19 protein-coding genes and 1 pseudogene are annotated in these 20,783 nt (G+C 66.8%); 15 read left to right on the top strand and 5 right to left on the bottom strand.

Translation table 11 applies throughout. The annotated features are described in order from the left end of the window. Positions 1-71: 71 nt before the first annotated feature. The 10 genes from OG407_RS48910 (at position 72) to OG407_RS48955 (ending at position 9,721) form a co-directional block, all read left to right on the top strand. Entirely contained in the window at positions 72-959 is an 888-nt protein-coding gene (locus tag OG407_RS48910) for an SDR family NAD(P)-dependent oxidoreductase (protein ID WP_405867889.1), read from the top strand. A 1-nt stretch (position 960) separates the two neighbouring features. Beyond that, positions 961-1,854 (top strand): SDR family NAD(P)-dependent oxidoreductase, encoded by an 894-nt coding sequence (locus tag OG407_RS48915; protein ID WP_329351950.1) that lies wholly within the window; start codon positions 961-963, stop codon positions 1,852-1,854. A 111-nt stretch (positions 1,855-1,965) separates the two neighbouring features. After that, entirely contained in the window at positions 1,966-3,084 is a 1,119-nt protein-coding gene (locus OG407_RS48920) for an LLM class flavin-dependent oxidoreductase (RefSeq protein ID WP_329351951.1), read from the top strand. Beyond that, positions 3,081-4,064: an alpha/beta hydrolase fold domain-containing protein gene (locus OG407_RS48925; protein ID WP_329351952.1), complete on the top strand. Its 984-nt coding sequence runs from the start codon at positions 3,081-3,083 to the stop codon at positions 4,062-4,064. Before OG407_RS48920 ends, OG407_RS48925 begins: the two co-directional genes overlap by 4 nt. Before the next feature lie 385 nt (positions 4,065-4,449). Beyond that, positions 4,450-4,971 carry a flavin reductase family protein gene (locus OG407_RS48930; RefSeq protein ID WP_329351953.1) on the top strand — a complete coding sequence of 174 codons (522 nt, stop codon included), beginning with the start codon at positions 4,450-4,452 and terminating at the stop codon, positions 4,969-4,971. A 31-nt stretch (positions 4,972-5,002) separates the two neighbouring features. Beyond that, positions 5,003-5,770 (top strand): IclR family transcriptional regulator, encoded by a 768-nt coding sequence (locus OG407_RS48935; RefSeq protein WP_405867893.1) that lies wholly within the window; start codon positions 5,003-5,005, stop codon positions 5,768-5,770. Positions 5,771-6,050: 280 nt separating this feature from the next. Continuing rightward, positions 6,051-7,304: an acyl-CoA dehydrogenase family protein gene (locus OG407_RS48940; protein ID WP_405867895.1), complete on the top strand. Its 1,254-nt coding sequence runs from the start codon at positions 6,051-6,053 to the stop codon at positions 7,302-7,304. A 188-nt stretch (positions 7,305-7,492) separates the two neighbouring features. Further along, positions 7,493-8,194, top strand: a complete 702-nt coding sequence (locus OG407_RS48945) for a hypothetical protein (RefSeq protein WP_405867897.1) — start codon at positions 7,493-7,495, stop codon at positions 8,192-8,194. 145 nt (positions 8,195-8,339) lie between these two features. Next, positions 8,340-9,521 (top strand): cytochrome P450, encoded by a 1,182-nt coding sequence (locus OG407_RS48950; protein WP_329351957.1) that lies wholly within the window; start codon positions 8,340-8,342, stop codon positions 9,519-9,521. Positions 9,522-9,526: 5 nt separating this feature from the next. Further along, entirely contained in the window at positions 9,527-9,721 is a 195-nt protein-coding gene (locus OG407_RS48955; RefSeq protein ID WP_329351958.1) for a ferredoxin, read from the top strand. A gap of 87 nt (positions 9,722-9,808) precedes the next feature. Here OG407_RS48955 and OG407_RS48960 read toward each other — a convergent pair whose 3' ends face one another. The 5 genes and pseudogenes from OG407_RS48960 to OG407_RS48980 form a co-directional block, all read right to left on the bottom strand. Continuing rightward, the gene (locus OG407_RS48960) at positions 9,809-10,024 is read right to left on the bottom strand and encodes a hypothetical protein (RefSeq protein WP_329351959.1); all 216 of its coding nucleotides are present in this window, start codon (positions 10,022-10,024) and stop codon (positions 9,809-9,811) included. A gap of 3 nt (positions 10,025-10,027) precedes the next feature. After that, positions 10,028-10,678 (bottom strand): annotated as a pseudogene (locus OG407_RS48965) (ISAs1 family transposase); the annotation flags it as partial. Positions 10,679-10,976: 298 nt separating this feature from the next. Continuing rightward, complete coding sequence (locus tag OG407_RS48970; protein WP_405867900.1) at positions 10,977-11,891, bottom strand: PDR/VanB family oxidoreductase; 915 nt, start codon at positions 11,889-11,891, stop codon at positions 10,977-10,979. Positions 11,892-12,192: 301 nt separating this feature from the next. Then, positions 12,193-13,272 (bottom strand): MFS transporter, encoded by a 1,080-nt coding sequence (locus tag OG407_RS48975; RefSeq protein WP_405867902.1) that lies wholly within the window; start codon positions 13,270-13,272, stop codon positions 12,193-12,195. A 239-nt stretch (positions 13,273-13,511) separates the two neighbouring features. Then, positions 13,512-14,951, bottom strand: a complete 1,440-nt coding sequence (locus OG407_RS48980; protein ID WP_329351962.1) for a carotenoid oxygenase family protein — start codon at positions 14,949-14,951, stop codon at positions 13,512-13,514. A 249-nt stretch (positions 14,952-15,200) separates the two neighbouring features. On the opposite strand from OG407_RS48980, the gene OG407_RS48985 reads away from it, so the two are divergent. From OG407_RS48985 to OG407_RS49005, 5 genes are read left to right on the top strand one after another with little or no spacing between them, the layout of a single operon-like run. Further along, positions 15,201-16,430, top strand: coding sequence for an aromatic ring-hydroxylating dioxygenase subunit alpha (locus OG407_RS48985; RefSeq protein ID WP_405867904.1), 1,230 nt, complete (start codon positions 15,201-15,203; stop codon positions 16,428-16,430). Continuing rightward, positions 16,430-16,765 (top strand): hypothetical protein, encoded by a 336-nt coding sequence (locus OG407_RS48990; RefSeq protein WP_329351964.1) that lies wholly within the window; start codon positions 16,430-16,432, stop codon positions 16,763-16,765. The genes OG407_RS48985 and OG407_RS48990 overlap by 1 nt, the downstream gene beginning before the upstream one ends. A gap of 42 nt (positions 16,766-16,807) precedes the next feature. After that, complete coding sequence (locus tag OG407_RS48995; protein WP_329351965.1) at positions 16,808-18,172, top strand: Rieske 2Fe-2S domain-containing protein; 1,365 nt, start codon at positions 16,808-16,810, stop codon at positions 18,170-18,172. Then, positions 18,169-19,404, top strand: coding sequence for a M24 family metallopeptidase (locus tag OG407_RS49000; RefSeq protein WP_405867907.1), 1,236 nt, complete (start codon positions 18,169-18,171; stop codon positions 19,402-19,404). Before OG407_RS48995 ends, OG407_RS49000 begins: the two co-directional genes overlap by 4 nt. Before the next feature lie 19 nt (positions 19,405-19,423). After that, a complete protein-coding gene (locus tag OG407_RS49005; protein ID WP_405867909.1) occupies positions 19,424-20,767 on the top strand; it encodes an MFS transporter in 1,344 nt (447 codons plus the stop codon). Positions 20,768-20,783 lie beyond the last annotated feature (16 nt).

Genomic DNA, 20,783 nt, shown 5'->3' on the forward strand with positions numbered 1-20,783 from the left:
TCCTGCAACACGGCATGGCTGTCCGAATATGCAGGACACGGTGAGGCGCTTGGCGAGGAGGTCATGCACAGATGAGGGATGTTGCAGGCAAGGTGGCGCTCATCACCGGAGCGGGCAGTGGCATCGGTCTCGGGATGGCGCAAGCGTTCGCGGAAAGCGGGATGAAGGTCGTCGTCACTGACGCCCGCGAGGATCATCTGGGCCACGCCCGTGAGTTCCTGAGCCCGACCGGCCACTCCTTTCACTTCATCCGTCTGGACGTCACCGATCGTGCCGGTTGGCTGCAGGCGGCGGATGAGGCCGAACGTATGTTCGGGCATGTCCACCTCCTGGCGAACAACGCAGGGATCAGCGCGTTCGGACGTATCGCCGAAGCGAACTATGACGACTGGGACCGAGTCCTCGGGGTCGACCTGGGAGGGGTGGTCAACGGTGTGCAGACCTTCCTGGGCAGGATGCTCGCGCACGGCCAGGGCGGACACATCATCTCCACGGCGTCGATGGCGGCGCTGACACCCTTGAGTAACTCCGGGATCTACTCGGTGGCCAAGCGCGGGGTGCTGGGCATGATGGAGGCGCTGCGCGCCGAGCTGCTCGATTCCGGCATCGGCGTGTCGGTCCTCTGTCCCGGACTGACGCGCACCGACACCTGGGGGAGCCGCCCCCAATTCCCGGCGAACGGGGAGGGCGGCCCGCCGATGGACGCAGGGATGGATGCGTTCGAGCTCGGGCGGCGTGTGCTTGAGGGGGTCCGCCGCAACGATATGTACGTGCTTACCCACGCCGAGTTCGGCGACGAGATCGCACGGTATTTCGAGCCCCTGCTCGTGGCCTGTGACGCCGCACCCGATCGAGCGATGGCGATGCCGGGCGGCGGACCGCCGCCCGGCATGGACGGCGCGGTCTACATGTTGGAGTGGCGAACCGGAAATCGCGGTCCGGCCGGGAGAGGGGCCTGAGGTGCGGGACTTCTCCGGGAAGGTCGCGTTCATCACCGGTGGCGCGTCCGGCATAGGCATCGGCATGGCGAAGGCTTTTTGCCAAGCGGGCATGAAAGTAGTCGTCGCGGATATCAGGGACGACCATCTGGCGGCGGCCGAGGAGACTCTGGCGCGATCGGGATCGGAGTTTCACCTGGTCAAACTGGACGTGGCCGATCGCGAGGCCTGGTCCCGTGCGGCTGATGAGGCCGAGCGGGTCTTCTCCCGGATCCACGTGTTGTGCAACAACGCGGGAATCGGCGTCCTCACCTCCATCGCACAGGCGACCTATGAAGACTGGGACTGGTTGCTGGGCGTCAATCTCGGTGGGGTGATCAACGGTGTCACCACCGTCCTGCCGCGCATCCGAGCGCACGGGGAGGCCGGCCATGTGATGGCTACGGCCTCGTCCGGCGGTATCGCGGTGGCCAGTCACGGCGGTGTTTATTCGACCACCAAATTCGGTGTCGTCGCGATGATGGAATGTCTGCGCGAGGACTTGTCAGCCGAGGGTATCGGCGTCACGGTGCTCTGCCCTGCGGCGGTCAATACGAATATTCACGATCACGCCGACATGCGACCGGAGCGATACCGCGGAGCCGGTGCCGAACTCGGGCCTCACGGCATCGGCATGGATCCCGACATGGTGAAGGGCATGCTCGCCTTCGGTAGAGATCCGTTGGACGTCGGTCGACAGGTATTGCACGCCATCCGTCACGACGAACCCTACGTTTTCACCGAACGCATGAACAAGGCGCAGATCGAGCTCCGGCGGGAGGCGATCCTCGCCTCGATGCCCGATGAGGAACCCGACCTCAAACGTCTCGCGGCCGATATGGCGATGCGCCGTGCCATTACCGAATTGCTCGGCTGAGCAGCGACTCACACTCCTTCTTTTCGGCCTGGCTCTCATTCTGCTCATTTTGAGCTTTCAGATCCCGTGAACGTCAACCAATTTCCTGGAGGAATCACTATGCACGTCGGAATGGCCACAGGAGTTCAGCATTACGGTCTGGATTGCGAGGAGGCCGACTTCTCGGACAAGCAGTTCGTACGCGAGGAGCTTGAGCGGTGGGTGCTCGCGGAGGAGTTGGGCCTGGACTCAGTGTGGATCACTGAGCACCACTTCACCCGCCACTCCCTCGCGCCGGACCCCCTGATGTACCTGTCCTACCTCGCCGGCCGCACCCGGCGGATCCGGCTCGGCACCCAGGTGCTCGTCCTGCCCTGGCACGATCCGGTCCGGGTGGCCGAGCAGATCATTCTGCTCGACCACGTGTCCAACGGTCGCGCGATCATCGGATTCGGGCGGGGCATGGCGCCGCGGGAGTACCGGGGGCTGCGGATCGACCAGGCAACGTCGCGAGAGCGCTACGACGAGATGCTGGAGCTCGTCGTGCAGGGACTGCGGACGGGTGTTATGGAGGGCGGTGAGCTCTTCCAACAGCCGCGGGTGGAGCTGCGCCCCCGGCCGAGCCACTCCTTCGAAGGCCGGTTGTTCGGGGCCTTCGGCTCACCCAGTTCTCAGCAGCAGGCGGGCAAACTGGGTATGGGACAGCTGGTGACCAGCACGCTTCCGTTCCCGCTGCCCCCAGGCGGTTTTCCGAAGGACGCCTACCTGGAAGCATGGCGGGAATCGCAGGGCCCCGACAGCCAGCCTCCGGCACCTTTCGCATCGAGCGTCGTCGTCGTCGACGAGAGCGCGGACCGCGCGCAGGAGATCGCCCGCCAGTACGGCGGCAACTCGCTCCGCGTCGGCATCTGGCACTACGAGCAGCGCGGCCGTCCCGCCTTTGGGCCCATGCCGCCGATGGAGACCGATGAGGACGTCGAGCGGGCGGTGGACGGCTTCGTCTCGCAGATCATCGCGGGCACACCGGACCAGGTGCTGAAGCGTCTGGAGGAGGTGCGGGACCAGAACCAGCCGCAGGGGCTGTTCCCGCAGCTGTTCTTCGGCGGGATGCCCAACGACGAGTCGGTGCGCAACATGCGGTGTTTCGCCGAGCACTGCGTGCCGGAGATCAAGAGCTGGCCCGCGCCCAGCAGCATCGACGTGGACGCCACGGAATCCTCGGCGGTCGCCGGCGGCGAGGGGTCCCGGTGACGACGCCCGGACCGGACCAGGAGAACGGGCTCGACGTGACGTTGTTCCGAGCGGATGCGATCACGCCCGAGACGGCTAAGTTCAACCAGGAGTTCCGGGAGCTGCTGAAGGATGTGCCCGGTCCTGGGGCGGGCGGTGGTCCTCCGATGCCTCCCGTGGAGCCTTCGGAGCGTGCGCGCGTCATCCGGATCACGGGACAGGGTGGTCACGAACTGGCTCTGCGGGTGATCGCTCCCGACCGGCCCAAGGGCGTCTACCTGCACTTCCACGGCGGGGGTTTCGTCGGGGGCAGCGCGGCGCAGTCGGACCAACTGCTGGAGCGGATCGCGCGGAACACCGACCTCGCCTGCATCGACGTGGACTACCGGCTGGCACCCGCGCACCCTCACCCTGCGGCATGGGACGACGCCGAATCCGCGGCGTTGTGGCTCATCGATAACGCCCGGTCGGAGTTCGGCACCGACGCGCTCGCGATCGGCGGCGAGTCGGCGGGTGCGACTCTCGCGGCCTCCGTCCTGGTCCGGCTGCGTGAGCGGCGCGGGTCCACCGGGTTCCAGGCGGCGAATCTGGTCTTCGGGAACTATGACCTCTCGATGACCCCGAGCCAGACGCTGCTGGGCGTCGACGCGATACCGGTTTCCACCGACATCATCCAGGCGTGTACCGGTGCGGTCGCGCCCCGGAGCGAACAACGCCAGGATCCGGATCTGTCGCCCCTGTTCGCGGATCTGCGGGATCTCCCGGCGGCGTTGTTCACAGTGGGCACCCTGGATCCGTTCCTGGACGACTCGTTGTTCATGCATGTCCGCTGGCTCGCAGCCGGCAGCCCGGCCGAGCTGGCCGTCTATCCCGGCGGCACGCATGCCTTCACGGGCTTCCCCATCCCGCTCGCGGATCAGGCGAACGATCGCATCGACGGCTTTCTCCGCCGGGTCGGGCGAGGATCAGCCGAGCCCCCCAGGGGAGTGCGTTCCCGGTGAAGAAGTCCCTGTCGACGAGCCCGGGGCAGCCGTCGGCGAGCGCCATCGCCTGCCTGCCCGGCGGAACAGCCCCCACGCTCATCGCGGTGAGCGTGGGCCTGATCCCTGTCGGGCCTGCCGGACCGAACTCGCCCGGGCATGAGGCAGGGCCCGACGACAGGGGCTCGACGTCTTCCCCGTTCGGGCGTGGGCATCGGCCGTGGCGAAAGGGCGTCAGCAGCCGCAGTCCCTCGGCCCGGATCCTGACGCACGGACTGCCCTCGTGCTCGGTCCCAGTCCGGCGTCTTCCCAGGAGTCCGTGCGGCGGAGGCGCTCGCCGCGCGGACGCAGGTCCCGCCATGCAGGTCGATACCGAGTTTGAACACGCTCACCCGGAGGCGATGTGATGACGACCCCTTCCGCGACGAGCCCTTCCGATCTCGACTCCCTGTCGCGGACGTTCCGCGACGTCATGGCCGGAGTCGCCTCACCGGTGACGGTCGTGACGGGAATCCAGGGGGGAGTGCCGCACGGCACGACGGTCAGCGCGTTCATGTCCCTGTCAGTGGCTCCCCCGATGGTGCTCGTCTCCCTGGACCGGACGAGCGAACTGCTCAGCATCGTGCGCCTGTCCGGCCGCATCGGCGTCAACGTGCTGGGTTCGACGCACTCCGACGTCGCCCTGCGCTTCGCCCGCAAGGGCGGAGCCGCCAAGTTCGCGGACACGCGATGGACGCTTGACCACGCACTGCCGCGGCTGCCGACCGCGCTCGGCTGGCTGGCATGTGAGGTCGAGTCGATGGTCGAGGGCGGGGACCACGTGGTGCTGCTGGGCAAGGTGCTGCACGCCGACCACTGCGACGGCGCGCCCTTGACCTACTACGCGCGGAGGTTCGGCACCCACAGAGCTTTGGACGACGACGCCTGATCGGAGCGGAACCGGAGTGAACTCCGCGCAGATGACCCTTAGGGCCGTTCAGCTCGTCGCGCAACGTGGTGGTGTCGCGGTCACCGAACTGGCGAGCGAGCTTCAGGTGGCCCGGTCGACCGCACACCGCGTCCTGGCCAACTGCGTGGCCACCGGCTACGTGCGCCAGGAGCACTCCGGCGGTCGCTACGTCGCAGGCCCCGCACTGTACGAGGTGCCTCTGCGGATGTCCTCGGCCGTGGCCATCCACGATGTGGTCGCGCCGATCCTGACCGAGCTGCGCACCGAGCTGGACCTCACCACCAGTATCGGGGTTCTCGAAGGTCGTTCGGTGCGGTTCGCGTCGTTCGAAGGACACGGCGCCCAGCCGCTCGGCTCGCGGCTGGGCCAGGTGCGCCCGGCGCACTCCGTCGCCGGCGGCAAGGCGATGCTCGCGTTCTGTTCTTCGGACGAGTTGGCCCGCCGCTATCCCGGGCGGGACCTCACTCCGGTCACCGAACGCACGATCACCGAGTGGGACGAGTTCCTGCATGAGTTGCGCATGGTGCGAACACGCGGGTGGGCCACGTCTGTCGGCGAGAGCGAGCCCGTGGTCAACTCGGTGGGCGTGCCGATCATGACGGCGAGCGGTGACTCGGTCGCAGCCATCAGCGTCGCCGCCTACGCCCCTCGTCTGGGCACGGACTCAGAGGTCCTGCAGGTAGTGCGCCCACTCGTCGGCGCGGCCTCCCGCCTGCAATGGCTGCTGTACAGCAGCCGACTCCCGGCGCCGCAGTTGCCGCACGACGGATCCGTCTGATTCCGCAGCGGTCCTGGCGGTCGGGGGACCGGGTAGTCCGTCGTTTCGTCCACGTTCTGGTTCCGTCACCGGCGGGTGTCACGCCAGGCGGCACACCCGTGCTCGCGGTCGTTCGCCCACGGAGTTCCACATAGAGGAACGCGGTTGCGGTTGCCTTGCTGAGCACGCGGGGTCCGAGTGTGATCGACCCATACCGCGCGGCCGGCGGAACGGATCAGTGGGAGCGGACACGCAAGGTGTGTGGTCCCCCTGCCATCGAGATGTAAGCACGAGGAGAACGATGACGACTAACACAGATGTCAAGATCGCGCCGCCGGAGCCGGACCTGCTACCGGAGGACCTCATCCGCCGGGCCCGCGAATTGCGGCCGTACCTCTTGGAGGAGCAGGCGGCGACCGAGGAGCGCGGGACCTATTCCCAGGAAACCCACGAGCTGTTCCGCGAGGCGGGCTTCTATCGCACTTTCCTGCCCCGCCGTTTCGGTGGCTATGAGTTCGGCCTTCCCACGTTCGTCCGCACGATCATGGAGATCGCTCGCGGATGCCCGAGCAGCGCCTGGTGCCTTGCACTGGCGTCCGGGCACGCGCTGCAACTGGGGAGTTGGTTCTCCGAGTCGGCGCAGATCGAGGCGCTCTCCCCGAACGGCGACTTCGGCGCGCCGTTGCGCGGTATTCCGCACGGCACCGCGGAACGGGTGGACGACGGGTGGCGTATCGAGGGAACCTGGGACTACTGTTCCGGATCGTCGTACGCGTCGCATGCGATGCTCATGGTGCGCATGGTGGACGGCTCCGACGGTCTACCGCAGATCAAGCTCGCGCTCGTACCCCGCGCTGACTGGACGTCCCTCGGCGACTGGCGGGGCCGCGCCTTCGGCATGGGCGGCAGCGGATCGGACAGCATCCGGGTCGACGGGGCCGTGATACCTGATCATTTCGTTGTCGATGCCCAGATCGCGTTCACCTCCGAGGTCGAAACCCTCGGATACCAGTTGCACGGCAATCCGTTGTACACCGCGAAGGCGTTCGTGGTGTGGCCCCTGGAGATCACGGCGGTGCTGGTCGGCACCGCACGTGCCGCGCTCGACGAGCACGAGCGCCTCCTGCGCACCAAGATGGCGTTCGCCACGCCGTTGCCCGGCTCCCCGCCCGGACCTCCCGCGCCCCTCCACACCGATCAGGACCAGCAGCGCTGGTTCGGCCTGGCCAGTGGCCGGGTCGCCGCGGCCGAAAGCCTCTTGGTGGCTCTGAGCGAGCAGGTGATGCGAGATTGCCAAGAGGTGACGGACGGAGTCAAGAAATACACCTTTGCGGAGGGGATCGAGTTCGGCCTGGCCCGGCAGCAGGCCCTCAACCTGGGCTGGGAAGCGGTGGATCTGCTGTACCAGGCATCGAGCACCAGCGAGGGCGGGCGTAAAGGCTCACGCATGAACCGCTACTACCGCGACTACTCGATAACCCGCACGAACCTCCTCGTCAATGAAGACAAAATGGCCGCGATGTACTCCCAGCAGTACTTCGCGGCGAACCCGTAAGCGGCTGAGGGAAAGCACCCCGCAGGCATGACGGCCGGAGAAAAGCCGGATCGATCCGCCAAACCGTTGCGGATCTTTCGCAACGTCTGGTGCACCCCTCATCGAGACCCTCGACGTCGGGGCGGCGACATGTGCTTGCTGAATTCTTCCATCAGAGATCCGACCCCCGCAACGAAGGTGTTGTGACTATGACCGATCGCACCACACGCGACCAACTGGAGCGCAACAGGCAGGCCGCCGGTGAATTCCACCGGGAGCTGGAGCCGGAGTTCATCCTGGCCGAGGACGACCTGGTGACGACCTGTTACTACGTGCCCCAACCGGAGCCGGAGAACCCGGCGGCCAGTTACGACTGCTACGCCTTCGACACGTACCGGTTCCAGGACGGGCAGGTCGTGGAGCACTGGTCCAGCGACAACAAGATTGCCCCCCTGACATGGCAACGAGCGAGGCCGAAGGCGCACCAACTGATCGACCCGGGCCCGCCGGTGAGCAAGGAACAAATAGAGGCCAACAAGCGCCTCGTCATTGATTCCTACCGATACGTCTTCGACGCCGAGAACCCGGCGGCGATCAAGGACTTCTTCGCCGAGGACTACCAGCATCACTACCCGCAGTTCCCGCCCGGGCGCACCGGATTCGACATGTTCGTGAACATGCTGTTCCCCGACGGGCCCCGTCCGGTACAGCCGGAACTGCTCCGGCCACCCACGATCCTGATGGCCGAGGGAGACATGCTCATCTACGTGGCCGACCGGCCTCAACCGGAGCTGGACGATCCGACCAGCAAATTCACCTTCCTCATCTACAACGCCTTCAAAATCCGGGATGGCATGCTCGCCGAACACTGGAGCGGAGTGAACATGGCCGCCCCACCCAACCTGGACTGACAGCCCCAGGCAGGAGGACCTGGCGCGGCGCCCCGTGGCGCCGGGCCAGGTCACGATCGCCGGCCCCCCGACACGGGATAGAGCCGGCGCAACAACCCCGGGTTGTCGTCGCCCGGCCACCATCCCTGCGGATCGGAGTGGAACCATGAGCACCACGCCAGTCATGCCCGTCGTCCGGAAGTGCCCCTACGTACCGCCGGAGGAACACGTCCGGCTGCGCGAGGAGGAACCCGTCGCCCACGTCACGTTCCGCAACGGCATGACGGGGTGGGTACTCACCCGGTACGAGGACATCCGTAGGATGCTGACCGACCCCCGCTTCAGCTCTGACCTGCGCAAACCGAACTTCCCCCTGCTGCAGCCCGGTGGGCCGCCTCCGGGCGACTTCAGGCCCTCGCTGATCGCCATGGACCCGCCTGAGCACGGGGAGGCCCGCAGGGCGGTGCTCGGTGAGTTCACCGTCAAGCGGCTGGCCGCGCTGCGCCCGCGCATCCAGGAGATCGTCGACCGGTACATCGACGCGATGCTGGCCGGTCCGCGCCCGGTCGACCTCGTGGAGGCGCTGGCGCTACCCGTGCCGTCCCTAGTCATCTGCGAGCTGCTCGGCGTGTCCTACGACGACCGGGACTTCTTCCAGTCCAGGGCCACCACGATTCTGCACACCGCCACCCCTCTCGACGAAAGGATGAACGCCAACATCGAACTCTTCACCTTCCTGGACGAGTTGATCACCAGGAAGGAACAGGAGCCGGGCGATGACCTGCTGACCAGGCAGCTCGAAAAGACCACGAACCGCGGGGAGTTGATCGCGCTGGCCGCCCTGCTACTCGTCGCCGGGCACGAGACCACCGCGAACATGATCTCCTTGGGCACGATGACCCTGCTTGAGCACCCCGACGCGTTGGCCGCGATCCGCGAGGAGCCGGCCAGGACGCCCGGCGCGATCGAGGAACTGCTGCGGTACTTCACCATCGCCGAGTCCGCAGCCGCCCGCCTGGCGACGGAGGACATCGAGATCGGCGGCGTGACCATCCGGGCAGGAGATGGCGTCGTGGCGTTGTCCAACACCGGCAACCACGATCCGGCCCGCTTCGACAAGCCCGACGAGTTCGACATCGAGCGCGAGGACGCCCGGCACCACATCGCCTTCGGATACGGCGCACACCAGTGCCTCGGGCAGAACCTGGCCCGACTGGAACTGCAGATCGTCTTCGGCACGCTCTTGCGGCGGATCCCCGCCCTGCGCCTGGCCACCCCGTTCGACGAACTGCGGTTCAAGGACACGGCCGGCGTCTATGGCCTCCACGAGCTGCCGGTCACCTGGTAGGGGAGATGACGCGGATAATCGCCGATCTCGATCGCTGCGTCGGGACCGGGCAGTGTGTCATGACGGCCCCGGAGGTGTTCGACCAGAGCGATGACGACGGAACCGTCATGGTGCTCGAAGGCCACCTCGCCGACCCGGCGAAACTCCTCGCGGCAGCGAGCCTGTGCCCGGGACAAGCGCTCTCGGGGATAGAGGACTGAAGCCGACCGCACCGCAAGCGAACTTCACGCCTGGCCAACGGGCGTTCAGGGCGATTGCAAAGTCTGATGGCCTTGGGGCGACGCTGGTCAGCTGAGTCCGAGGAGGGTCAGCGGCCGCTCGAAGGGGCGGAGGGACATCTCGCGGAGTCCGGCTGCGATATTGGTGTGGCCAGCAGTGCGGAGTTGGTTGATCGCAAAGCTGCGGAGGGTGGCCATGTTCTCCGGTCCGTGTCCGGTGCGGACCTTGGAGGCGTCTTCGCGGAAGGCGGTGTCCCGCACGAAATGGAGCCGGTTTTCAATCACCCACTATGACCTCACGGCCTTCGCGATCTGTTCGGGGGAGCCCTGTCGGCTGGTCAGGTCGGTGATGACGTAGACGGTCTCGCGGATGCGTCTGCCGGTCCTGGCCGAGGTGCGGTGCCGCACGATCTTCGCGGCCTGGGCGGCGTGCGGGAAGTCGACGCCGAGGTCGGTGACGGTCAAGGCCTGCACCACGCGGGTCTCCAGGCGTCCGTGGCCGGTGGAGCGGTCGTAGAACTTCGCTGTCGCCTCACCCCAGGGCAGGGCCCGAAGCTGGTCGTACAGGCCCTTCTGGTTCTTCTTCACGGTGAACGCGTAGTGCGCCTTCTTGGCCTGGACGAGGAAGCGGGCGTGGTCACGCTGTGTGTGGAGAGCGTCGACGGTCACCGTCACCCCGGTCAGGTCGTAAGGCTCCAGCAGGGCGGCGAAGCAGGTGATTTCATTTGTTTTGTCCGGTACCCGCAACTGGGTGACGGTCTGGCCGGTGCTGGTCATCGCAGACAGTAGATGGGCTGCCGGAGTCGCGCCACGGCACGACATGGACGGAGTCTTGATCGACTGGTGCGCACCGCTTTGCGCGGCTGGAGAGACCCCGGACGGCGTACCGACCGGAATGGACTGTCCGCCGGCGTAGATACCGAAGGGGCATGGTTCGAGAGTGTCAACGGTCATTGAGATGCCCAGGTGGGTGGCCGTTGGATGAGCCAATTCCGGTGGCCATCAGCCTGGACTCAACTGGCCGCACACCTGGACTTTGCCACGGCCGCCGTCAGAGGGCGCGTTCAATGCAGGGGGCGTACAGCATCCCGATCGGTAGCGGTGGCTGTCTCCAGCGACTCCACTAGGCACCCAACTCGCCGATCCGCGCCTACCTGGGGAAACACCATGTCAAGGCGGTCATCTTCGAGAAGGGGGGCAGCCGGTATGGGGTGATCGACCTGTACCGGACCCACTTCTAGAGGTCGAGGGTCAGCCGCGGGGTCCGTGACCGGGAGACGCAGACCATCAGGGTCTCACCGGTGGCCCGCTCCTGTGGTGTCAAGATGCTGTCGCGGTGGTCGGCATCGCCGGCGAGAAGGCGGGTTTCGCAGGTGCCGCAGATGCCCTCGGTACAGGAGTACGGAACTTCCACGCCCGCGGCCAGCAGAGCCGTCAGGATCGACTCGTCCGCAGAGACGGGCAAGATCCTGCGGGAGTGGGCGAGTTCGATCTCGAAGGCGTTGTAGGCGCCCGTGTTCGTCACGCACGGAGTGAAGCGCTCGATGCGCAACGACTCCGCGGGGACGAGGGACTCGACCGCCTCAAGCAGTGCAGAGGGGCCACAGGCGTAGACGAGTTCGCCCGGGCGCAGGTCCGTGAGGTGGCCCCGCAGATCGAGGATGCCCTCGTGGAGGAGAACGCGACCAGCGGGATGACGGGACGTCAGCTCCTCTGTGAAGGCCATGGTGTCTCGGGAGCGACCGCCGTAGAGCAGTGTCCACGGTGCTGGGGAGGCGGCGTCGAGCATGGGGAGAATCGGTGTGATGCCGATGCCGCCGGCTATGAAGCGGTAGGCGGGCGCGACGTCCAGAGGGAAGTGGTTGCGGGGGCCACGGGCCTGTACCCGTGTTCCGGGCTGGAGGACCCTGTGAACGAATTCGGATCCGCCCCGCCCCGCAGGCTCGCGCAGTACAGCGATGCGCCATGAATGTGTGTCGCCGCCGCACAGGGAGTACTGGCGTTCCAGACCGGCTGTGAGCCCGAGGTCGATGTGGGCACCAGGTTCCCAGGCGGGAAGTGGAGAGCCGTCGTAGGCACGCAGGACCAGGGATACGACGCCGAGCGCTTCCTGGCGGCGATCGGCGACGACGAGGTCGAGCATGTCGGTCATGGAACGAATCCTTTGGTGGACGTCGGCGGTCGAGCGCCGGATCATCAGTGCGGTCGTGGGATGACAGGAGGGCTGAGAGAAGGCCCGGTTTTGCCCACCTGGCTGGAGTCACAACCGGTTGGAGAATGAACTCTCACAGGAAGCCGTTCGCTCGGTCATGGCACGGTGGACTGTGGGCTATTGGGCGAAACTCCCTTAGCTGATTCCCCTGGTCACGGACACCGGTGCGCAGGGAAGCTGCCGTCTGGCCATCCGGGTACATCTGGACTGATCGCCCGAGTGGGGCGCCGAGATCTCACCGTCACCCTTCGGAGCCAGGGCGCAGCGGCTGTGGCACCGGTGCGATGTGACCGTCTGCCTGGGCTTTGGGGCGGGGAAGGGCTTCGAACACGCCTGGCGCCACACTGAGCGCAAGTGCCCGGCAGTAGCCGTCGACGATCCACACACCGATCAGCATCAGGACGAAAGCGGTGTTGTCGCCGGGGGCGACGAGGTTCAGTACCGTGATCAAGATCGTGATGAAGGTAGGCGGGTAGATCAGGACGAATGCGGCGGTGGCCCGAACGGTCCCCGAGAGGGAAGTAGGTGTCTCGGTCCGGTGGATCGCGAGGCCTGCCGCGGCGAAGATCGCTATGAACGCGCCTGCGTTCAGTACTGCGTTGAAGCGCAGGTCAGTGGATGTGAGTCCGGTAAGGCCTGACCAGGCAATCAGGTTCGCTCCGATCAGGCCGATGCCCGTCCACATGGCCATGCGCGGGATCGGATTGAGGTGCCCCGCCTCATGACCAGCCAATCCGGACATGCCGGTGCCGCCTGGCAGCAGCCACAGGGACAGGGCAAGGGCGATGATCCCCACGCCCGCCCCCACGGCCGTCAGGAGACGCCAAGCGCCCTCGACCGGCAGTCTGGTCACGATGGACTGGGCGATGATCGCCGCGGCCGGCATTCCGAACAGCACGGTTCCGAGCGCGCGCTTGGATCTGGTGGTGGCGTCCTTGGCGAAGCTCAGGATCAGGGGCATGGCGACGCCCATGCCGATCCCCGCGAGCATCCTGAGAAACCCCAGTTGCCAAGGGATGACGGCGACCGCGCAGGCCCCGGACCAGAGCGTGAGCCACAGGACAGCAGCGAGCGTCGCATTCCTGCGCCCGAGGCGCCGAGCCAGCGGCCCAGCGGCGGCGGCCCCTGCTGGCATTCCCAGGTAGACCATGCTCCCGATCAGACCCGCATCGCTGGGTGACAGGTGCCAGCCGGGCTCGGCGAGCAGGGATTTAAGGAAGTTGGGGAAGACGACGAGCTGGAAACTCTGTGCGGCCACGAGGACCACTCCGAGCAGAGCCAAACTGCGGCCTACCGGGGGTGTGACGGTGCCGGACGACATTGTCGGGCCTCCAAGCGGAGAAGGGGAGAGGGACGACCGGCAAGGGAACGGAACCAGGACCTGGTGAAGATCTCTCGCGGTCCGGAGGCGTATTTGCCGTGTACCGAGAAGGCACGCAGGACCACAACGTCGGTGGGCCAGGTGTCTGCGAGGAAGCTGCTTGGGGGGAACCGAACGGGGACATCCGTGGGCCGACGGGGGCGCTTCGTCACCGCGTCGGCCCACTCACTCGCCGGGTCTCAGACGGCGTCGAGGGCGGCGTCGAGTTCAGCGGCATCGGACCAACTGCCGTGGAATCCCAGGGGGACACGATGGTTCAGCTTGATGCGGGCGACAGGGGACGCTGTGAAGTCCTGCGCCTCCTGAACGACGACCTCGCTGCGGTCGGTGGCCGGGTCCCACCAGATCGACAGCAACCAGCCGTCGTCCTCGGCCGTGGCACCGGGGCGGGGCACGAACTGGGGTTCGCTGGGCGACGTCAGTGAACCGTCAAGTGTCTGAATCCACGTGTCGCCGGTGAGGTAGTCGTGCTTGGCCAAGCCATCGGTGAACCAGTCGCCGGCGCCTCGGGTGGTGGCGTAGTAGCCGTACCGGTGGGAGAGGCCGGTCCGCTGATCATTGATCTGTGGGAACTCGCCGAGGATATCGGTGACTTGACTGTCTTTCATCGTCCCGGTCGCGAGGTCGAGCTCCCAGCGCCAGGGGGTGGCGACCATCTTCTTGAACCACCAGTTCCAGTCTCCGCCCGGGGGCGGTGACTCCAGTTCCTTCCAGGTGGGGCCGAAACGGTCGACGCGGTGCCCGTCGATGACGATCCTGGTGCCGTCCTGGTAGGCATTGAGGAAGTGGGTCGGGGCGTAAGCGTCGGGGGCCTCGAACCAGTGGACCTTGCCGGTCCTGCGATGCAGGGCGGCCCATCGGCAGGTCTCCAGCGTCTCCGGTTCCCAGACAGACGACGGTCGGCCCTGGAGCATGCTCTCGATACGGACCATCGTCGGGTTGACCAGGAAGATCGCGTAGTCGGTGGTGACGACGTAGTCATGAGTGAACGTGGGGACGCCCAGATCGACCGAGTGACGGTCCACGACCTTCCCGTGGCGGTCGGCCCGATACCACGTGACCGCACCGTCGATGTTGCTGAAGAAGAGCAGATCCCCGTTGGCCGGATCGACCTTGAAGTGAGCGGTCGTGGGACCGGCGATCGCGCCGCAGAAGTCGTAGCGCTGATTGACCGTCTCCAGCGTGTCCGGCCGCAACTCGTGCGGCACGTCCCCCTCGCAGAAGGCCAGCAGGCGGTTGTCGTAGAGGGCCACGTGCGTGTTGGCGGGGTTCTTCGGGAACGTGTCGGCGGGCAGCGGGGTGTCCCTGCCGTTCATGAAACCGCCGAAGATCGCCCGGCCCTGCTGCTTCTCCAACTGCAGGCCGGCGGTCTCCACGTAGCGGTTGCGATAGGTCGCCCGGCCGTCGCGCAGGAAGACGGCGTGGACCATGCCGTCCCCCTCGAACCAGTGATACCGGCTCGGGTCCTCCGGGCGATAGAACTGGCTGGGGCCGATGCGGTACATCGCACCGTGCAACTCGTCCGGGAGTCGGCCCTCGATCTCCAGATCGAAGGCTTCGCCCTGCTCACGCCAGGGAGCGTAAGGCCCGTCGAGAAACATGTTCACGGGGTTCGGCATGGACACCCCTCCTTACCGTTAACGATCGATGTCCTGAATATCAGGAGCGTATTCTATAAGTCGGGACTGTATGTCGACCGTATAGCCGCAACTTGGGGAGGTCAAGCTGGGTGCAGGTCGAAGACTTGAGGGGTGTGAGGTTGGCTCGGTGAAGTGTGGGTGCGATTGGGGAGCACCCCTTGTCAGGCGCTGGTTTTTGGGCCTACGGTCCCTAATAACAGGACTACCGTCCTAACTTATGGAGACCTTATGGCTGATGCACCTGTCCGTCTCGCTTCCGCGGCCCCCGGCGGGCCTACGCCGCCCAATCCGTTCGCGGGCCTGCGGGATGTCGTGTCCGTCAAGGACAAACTGACGGCGGAGTACCACGACGCCGTCGTCGAGAAGGTCTTCCGCCCGTCGTGGTACCTCGTCGGAAACGTCAACGACCTTCCAAAGCAGGGCAGTTACTTCGTCCTGGACGTGCCCACCTTCAACATCTCGGTACTCGTCCAGCGTGGCCGGGACGGGGAGGTGCGCGCGTTCCACAACGTGTGCCGACACCGCGGAAAGAAGGTGATCCCCACGGCCTGCGGATTCGCTGAGGGGACCTCACCGGCGCACACGTGCTGGTTCCACGGCTGGTCGTACACCGGCGAGGGAACCCTGCGTTCAGTCCCGGACGAGCAGCAGTTCCGCTCCGTCGACAAATCCCGCCTCGGCCTGGTGCCGATTCACACCGAGGTCCGGTACGGGCTGATCTACGCCAACTTCAGCGAACAACCCGAGCCGCTCGACGACTGGCTGGGGGAACTCGCCGAGGGCTTCGACGGCTACTACAGCGAGATGGAGAAAATCAGCTGCTTCTCCATCGACGTCCGGGCCAACTGGAACATCGCCATGGACTCGTTCTCGGAGGGCTACCACACCGTCTTCCTGCACCGCCGCACCCAGCCGAAACTGGCCGGCGCGAACAACCCGCTGCGGCACAAGCCCGTGATCGACATGTACGACCGCCACATCCGCACCAGCACCCCGGCCAACCCCGACTACGTCAGCCCGCCCGTTGAGGACGCCCTGTACAACCTCGGGCGCAAGCTCACCCCGGCGGTCGAGACCGACTTCTCCATGCTGCCGCCGGCGGTGAACCGCACCGGCCACCGCCCGTGGTTCTTCGACATCGTGTGGCAGTTCCCCAACGTGGCCGTTCTCAACGGCTCGCACTGGTACAGCACCGTCACGGTCTGGCCGATCGACCGCAACCACTCCCGCCTGGTCTTCGACAGCTACGCCCGCAAGGCCCGGCACGCCGGCGACCGCCTGGCCCAGGCGTACACGCGGGCCCTGCAGTACACGGTGGCCAGGGAGGACCTGGCCGCCATGGAGGACGTGCAGCGCGGCCTGGAGTCGGGCGCCATCGGCGAGATCTACCTCTCCCTGCAGGAGTTCGCACTCCAGCACCGCTACGGGCTCGTCGACGAGCTGATCGGAGCCAAGTGATGGAACTTCCCGAGGAATTCGCCGACCTGGAACGTTTCCTGGGCCGGTGGCGCCTGCGCGACTCACAGGAGCGGATGGCAGCGATGGCCGCCGCCGACATCGATGAGCTGCGCGAGCTGTGCGCCGCCGTTCTTCCGCGCATCGAGGCCGTCGTGAGCCATCTGAACGCCTTTCCCCTCGACAACATGCCGCCGCGGGAGCAGGCCCTCTACGAGCTGGCCCTGACCTTCGCCGAGGTCACCCATCCGGTCGACCTCGGCTGGGCCACACCCGAGGTCAGCGACCTGTTCCCGAACGACCGGATGAACCTGGTCGGGCCTGCCCTCGCCTGGTGAGCAGGGCGAACCCATCGATCCCGCACAGAGACGGACCGCTTCATGAGCACTGACACCTTCGCCAAGCTGACTCAGGTCGGCCCCGGCACTCCGACCGGAGAGTTCTTCCGCCAGTTCTGGATGCCGATCGCCAGGTCCAAGGAGTTCGAGGCCGAGGGCGCCCCTATCCGCCTGATGGCCCTGGGGGAACGACTGGTCGGCTTCCGCGACAGCGACGGCCGGATGGGCATCTTCGACCACCGCTGCCCGCACCGCTGCGCGTCGCTGTTCTTCGGCCGCAACGAGGAAGGCGGCCTGCGCTGCTCCTACCACGGCTGGAAGTTCGACGTGGAAGGCCGTTGCACCGACGTCCCGAGCATCGCCGGGGGAGGCGTCCCCACCCGGGCACGGGCCAAGGCCTACTCGGTGCGGGAGCGCAACGGCATCGTCTGGATCTACATGGGTTCGCGTGAGACCCCGCCGCCGCTGCCCGAGGTCGGCGTGGTCGCCGACGAGGACGAGTTGGAGATCCAGATGTGGCTGCGCGAGTGCAACTGGCTGCAGGGAATGGAGGGTGACATCGACGCGGCTCACCTCGCCTTCCTCCACCACGGCGGCCACGAGCCCGAGGAGGTCGGCGAGCACTTCATCATGAAGTGGCTCACCAGCGGCAGGGCCGTCGAGACCAACGTCGTCAACACCGTCGCGGGCACCATGGAGGGCCACCGCAGGCCGGACAGCTTCGCTCCCGACTACCGGCATTACACCCAGCAGTTGCTGCCGTCCTGGACCGTCCCCGGCCAGAGCTCCTTCGACGCGGAAGAGCCCGTCGTGCGGTTCTGGCTGCCGATGGACGACACCCACTCCATGATCTTCCAGCTCAGCCGACCACGGGCGCTGGTGGACGGCAAGTCGATCTTTCTGGCCCCCCTGGAGAAGCTGCCGGGCGTTGTGGTCCGGATGGCCGACCTGCTCCAGCCCGCCACCGACGACTGGTACGGCAGGGGGCGGCTCACCCCGGCCGAGGAGAACGACTACTTCCTCGACCGGGACGCCCAGGCGAAGGGCAACTACTCCGGAGTCCAGGGCATCCAGATCCAGGACAAGATGATCACCGAGAGCATGGGACCGGTCGTGGACCGGAGCTTCGAGCACCTGTCCGTGTCGGATCTGATGATCAGCCGAACCCGGCGCCGCCTCCTCAAGGCCGTCGAAGTGTACGAGGCGACCGGAGAGCTGCCGGCCCACCTGGACGACCCCGCGATCACCCGCGGCACCATGGCAGGGGGCGGTCACGTCCCCGAGGGCACCGACTGGCTGCAGTACTACCGGGACGTGGCCGAGGCAGCGGGCGCCGATCCCAGGATCCTGGAGAGCGACCTCGCCGAGGCTGTCGGCGGAAAGTCCGCCGAGGGGGCAGGCGCATGACCGCGAAGAACTATCCCGTCCTCCCCTTCACCGCCCGGGACCTGCGATGGCAGCGCACTCGTGCCTTCATGCGGGACAAGGACCTCGAGTGTCTGCTCGTCTTCGGCCTCAAGGGGCGTGAACGGTACGAGGGTTACCTCGCCAACGAGGTCCTCGACGGCGTGATCGTGTTCTTCGCCGACCGTGACCCCATCCACCTCACCTGGACGCACCATCGCTACACCCGACGCCTGGCCGCGAACATGCGGGACGTGCGCTTCTGGATCGACGACGTACGCGTCGGTCCGTTCGGCCGCGGGGTCGTCCAGGCACTCACCGAATACGGAAAGACATCGAGCCGTGTCGGCGTGGTCGGCCTGACCGGAAGCTCGGCGGGGGAGATGGAGGGCCTCATCACCCACATGATGTGGGACCACGTCCTGAAGAACCTGCCCGAGGCCGAATTCGCGGACGTCTCCCTCGACTTCGCCCAGACGATGCTGCCCAAGACGCCGCAGGAGCTGGAGCTGGTCCGCCACTCCGCCCGGGCGGCCGAGGAAGCGTGCCAGACCATGCTGGAGATCACCCGGCCGGGGATCCGCGAGGCCGAGATCTACGCGGCGGTCGTGGAGGTGCTGCATCGCAACTCGTGCGTCACCACTTACCCGCACGTCATCATGAGCGTCGGCGCCGACGACCCCGGTTGGGCACCGCCCTACTGGACCTACGCCGGCGGCCCCTCCCGGGTGGTGCAGCCCGGCGACCTGGTGCAGGCCGAGATCATGTCCTGCTACGGCGGATTCGAGACACAGGTCCAGATGGCCGTCGCCGTCGAGCCTGTGCCGAAGGTGCTGCATACGCTCCACGACGTCGCTCGCGACTGCTACGACGCCGGCCTTCAGGCTCTGCGCCCGGGAGCCGGCTTCCTCGACCTGGCCAAGGCCATGAGCGAGCCGCTCCTCAAGGCCGGCCACTACAACATGACACCCCTGGTGCACAGTCTCGCTCCCGCGGCCTTCGCGGGGCACATCGCCCTGAACGCCGAGCAGATCCCCGGCCAGGACGCCCGTCGTGTCTTCCGTACCGTCGAGCCGATCAGAGACCTGGAACTCGTCCCCGGCATGGCCTTCGCCTTCGAGCCCAACGCCTGTACCGGACAGCACCGCGTCAACATCGGCGGGACCGTCGTCGTCGGCGAGAGCGGACCCGACGAACTCAACGTCATCCCCTGTCACATGCACACAGTGTCCTGACGTACTAGGAGCGGTTCCGATGTCGCAACTGCCCGAAATCTCCAGACCCAGCGGCCCGTCAACGCCCTCCGAGAGTGAGTCGGTCACCCACCCCAAGGAGGCGCGGCGGGTCGCAATGGCCTGTGCGGTCGGCACCACCATCGAGTTCTATGACTTCGGCCTGTACGGGCTGCTCAGCGGCACGGTCTTCGGCCCCCTGTTCTTCCCCTCCGGCAACGCCATAGCCAGTCAGCTCGGCGCCCTCGCCACCTTCGCCGTCGGCTTTGTCGCACGTCCCGTGGGCGGTGTCGTCGCGGGCCACTTCGGCGACCGCTTCGGCCGCAAGCGCACGCTCGTCGTCACCTTTGTGGTGATGGGCACGGCCACGACTCTGATGGGGGTCCTACCCACCACTGACAGGATCGGCGTACTCGCACCGATCGCGCTGGTGCTGCTGCGCCTGATACAAGGCATGGCGGCAGGCGCCGAGTGGGGCGGTGCCCTACTCATGGCAGTCGAACACGCCCCCTCCCACAAGCGGGGACTGTACGGAAGCGCCCCGGTGCTCGGCACGCTGATGGGAGCCGTCCTGGGGCAGAGCGTCGTCCTCGCCTGCTTCGAGATCTCGCCGAGCGGGTTCACCAGCTGGGGCTGGCGCGCGGCCTTCGGGGCCAGTCTCGTCCTGGTCGTCGTGGGCGTCGTCATCAGGACCCGGCTGGCCGAAAGCCCCCTCTTCGAGGCCGCCGTGCGCCGCGACCCGCCGCGGGTTCCCCTCGCCGCCCTGCTGCGCGACCACACCTCCGCGGTCGGCAGGGGCATCGCCCTGTTCTCCGCGCCCGCAGTGCTCGCCTACATGATGACCACATACGCGCTCAGCTACGGGACCACCGAGCTCCACTACGACTTGGACACCCTGCTGATCGCGTTCCTGTCGATCACACCCGTGTCCCTGGCGGGCCTGTACGCGGCCTCGGTGCTTGGCGACCGTTGGGGCAGACGACGGATCGTGATCGTCGCCGGATGCCTGCAGATCGTCGTGGCCCTGTCCTTCTTCCCGCTGTTCGAAGACGGCTCCGTGGCGCTCGTCGTCCTGGCCCTCGGCCTGGCGAGCGTCGCGAACTTCACCCTGGCCGGACCGGCCGCCACCGTGCTGGCCGAGCAGTTCCCGGCCCAGGTGCGCTACACCGGCGTGGGCCTCAGCTACGGCATCGCCTACGTCATCGGCGGCCTGGGACCCGTCGCCGCGACCTCGCTGTACGCCGCGACCGGAACCACCACCTGGACCGGGGCCGCCATGGCCGTACTCGCAGCCCTCGCCATCGCCGCCATGCTCCTCACGCCAAGGACGGCGCCGGCCACCACCGCCCTCCAGGAGACACCGTGACCCAGTACATCCACCC

It is taken from the genome of Streptomyces sp. NBC_01515 (genome assembly GCF_045040345.1).
Lineage (GTDB): Bacteria > Actinomycetota > Actinomycetes > Streptomycetales > Streptomycetaceae > Streptomyces.

Bases quoted from the DNA above. Each gene is read 5' to 3' on its own strand.
- OG407_RS48910 (WP_405867889.1), top strand. From the start codon at position 72: ATGAGGGATGTTGCAGGCAAGGTGGCGCTCATCACCGGAGCGGGCAGT.
- OG407_RS48920 (WP_329351951.1), top strand. From the start codon at position 1,966: ATGGCCACAGGAGTTCAGCATTACGGTCTGGATTGCGAGGAGGCCGAC.
- OG407_RS48930 (WP_329351953.1), top strand. From the start codon at position 4,450: ATGACGACCCCTTCCGCGACGAGCCCTTCCGATCTCGACTCCCTGTCG.
- OG407_RS48935 (WP_405867893.1), top strand. From the start codon at position 5,003: ATGACCCTTAGGGCCGTTCAGCTCGTCGCGCAACGTGGTGGTGTCGCG.
- OG407_RS48940 (WP_405867895.1), top strand. From the start codon at position 6,051: ATGACGACTAACACAGATGTCAAGATCGCGCCGCCGGAGCCGGACCTG.
- OG407_RS48945 (WP_405867897.1), top strand. From the start codon at position 7,493: ATGACCGATCGCACCACACGCGACCAACTGGAGCGCAACAGGCAGGCC.
- OG407_RS48950 (WP_329351957.1), top strand. From the start codon at position 8,340: ATGAGCACCACGCCAGTCATGCCCGTCGTCCGGAAGTGCCCCTACGTA.
- OG407_RS48955 (WP_329351958.1), top strand. From the start codon at position 9,527: ATGACGCGGATAATCGCCGATCTCGATCGCTGCGTCGGGACCGGGCAG.
- OG407_RS48970 (WP_405867900.1), bottom strand. From the start codon at position 11,891: ATGACCGACATGCTCGACCTCGTCGTCGCCGATCGCCGCCAGGAAGCG.
- OG407_RS48975 (WP_405867902.1), bottom strand. From the start codon at position 13,272: ATGTCGTCCGGCACCGTCACACCCCCGGTAGGCCGCAGTTTGGCTCTG.
- OG407_RS48980 (WP_329351962.1), bottom strand. From the start codon at position 14,951: ATGCCGAACCCCGTGAACATGTTTCTCGACGGGCCTTACGCTCCCTGG.
- OG407_RS48985 (WP_405867904.1), top strand. From the start codon at position 15,201: ATGGCTGATGCACCTGTCCGTCTCGCTTCCGCGGCCCCCGGCGGGCCT.
- OG407_RS48990 (WP_329351964.1), top strand. From the start codon at position 16,430: ATGGAACTTCCCGAGGAATTCGCCGACCTGGAACGTTTCCTGGGCCGG.
- OG407_RS48995 (WP_329351965.1), top strand. From the start codon at position 16,808: ATGAGCACTGACACCTTCGCCAAGCTGACTCAGGTCGGCCCCGGCACT.
- OG407_RS49000 (WP_405867907.1), top strand. From the start codon at position 18,169: ATGACCGCGAAGAACTATCCCGTCCTCCCCTTCACCGCCCGGGACCTG.
- OG407_RS49005 (WP_405867909.1), top strand. From the start codon at position 19,424: ATGTCGCAACTGCCCGAAATCTCCAGACCCAGCGGCCCGTCAACGCCC.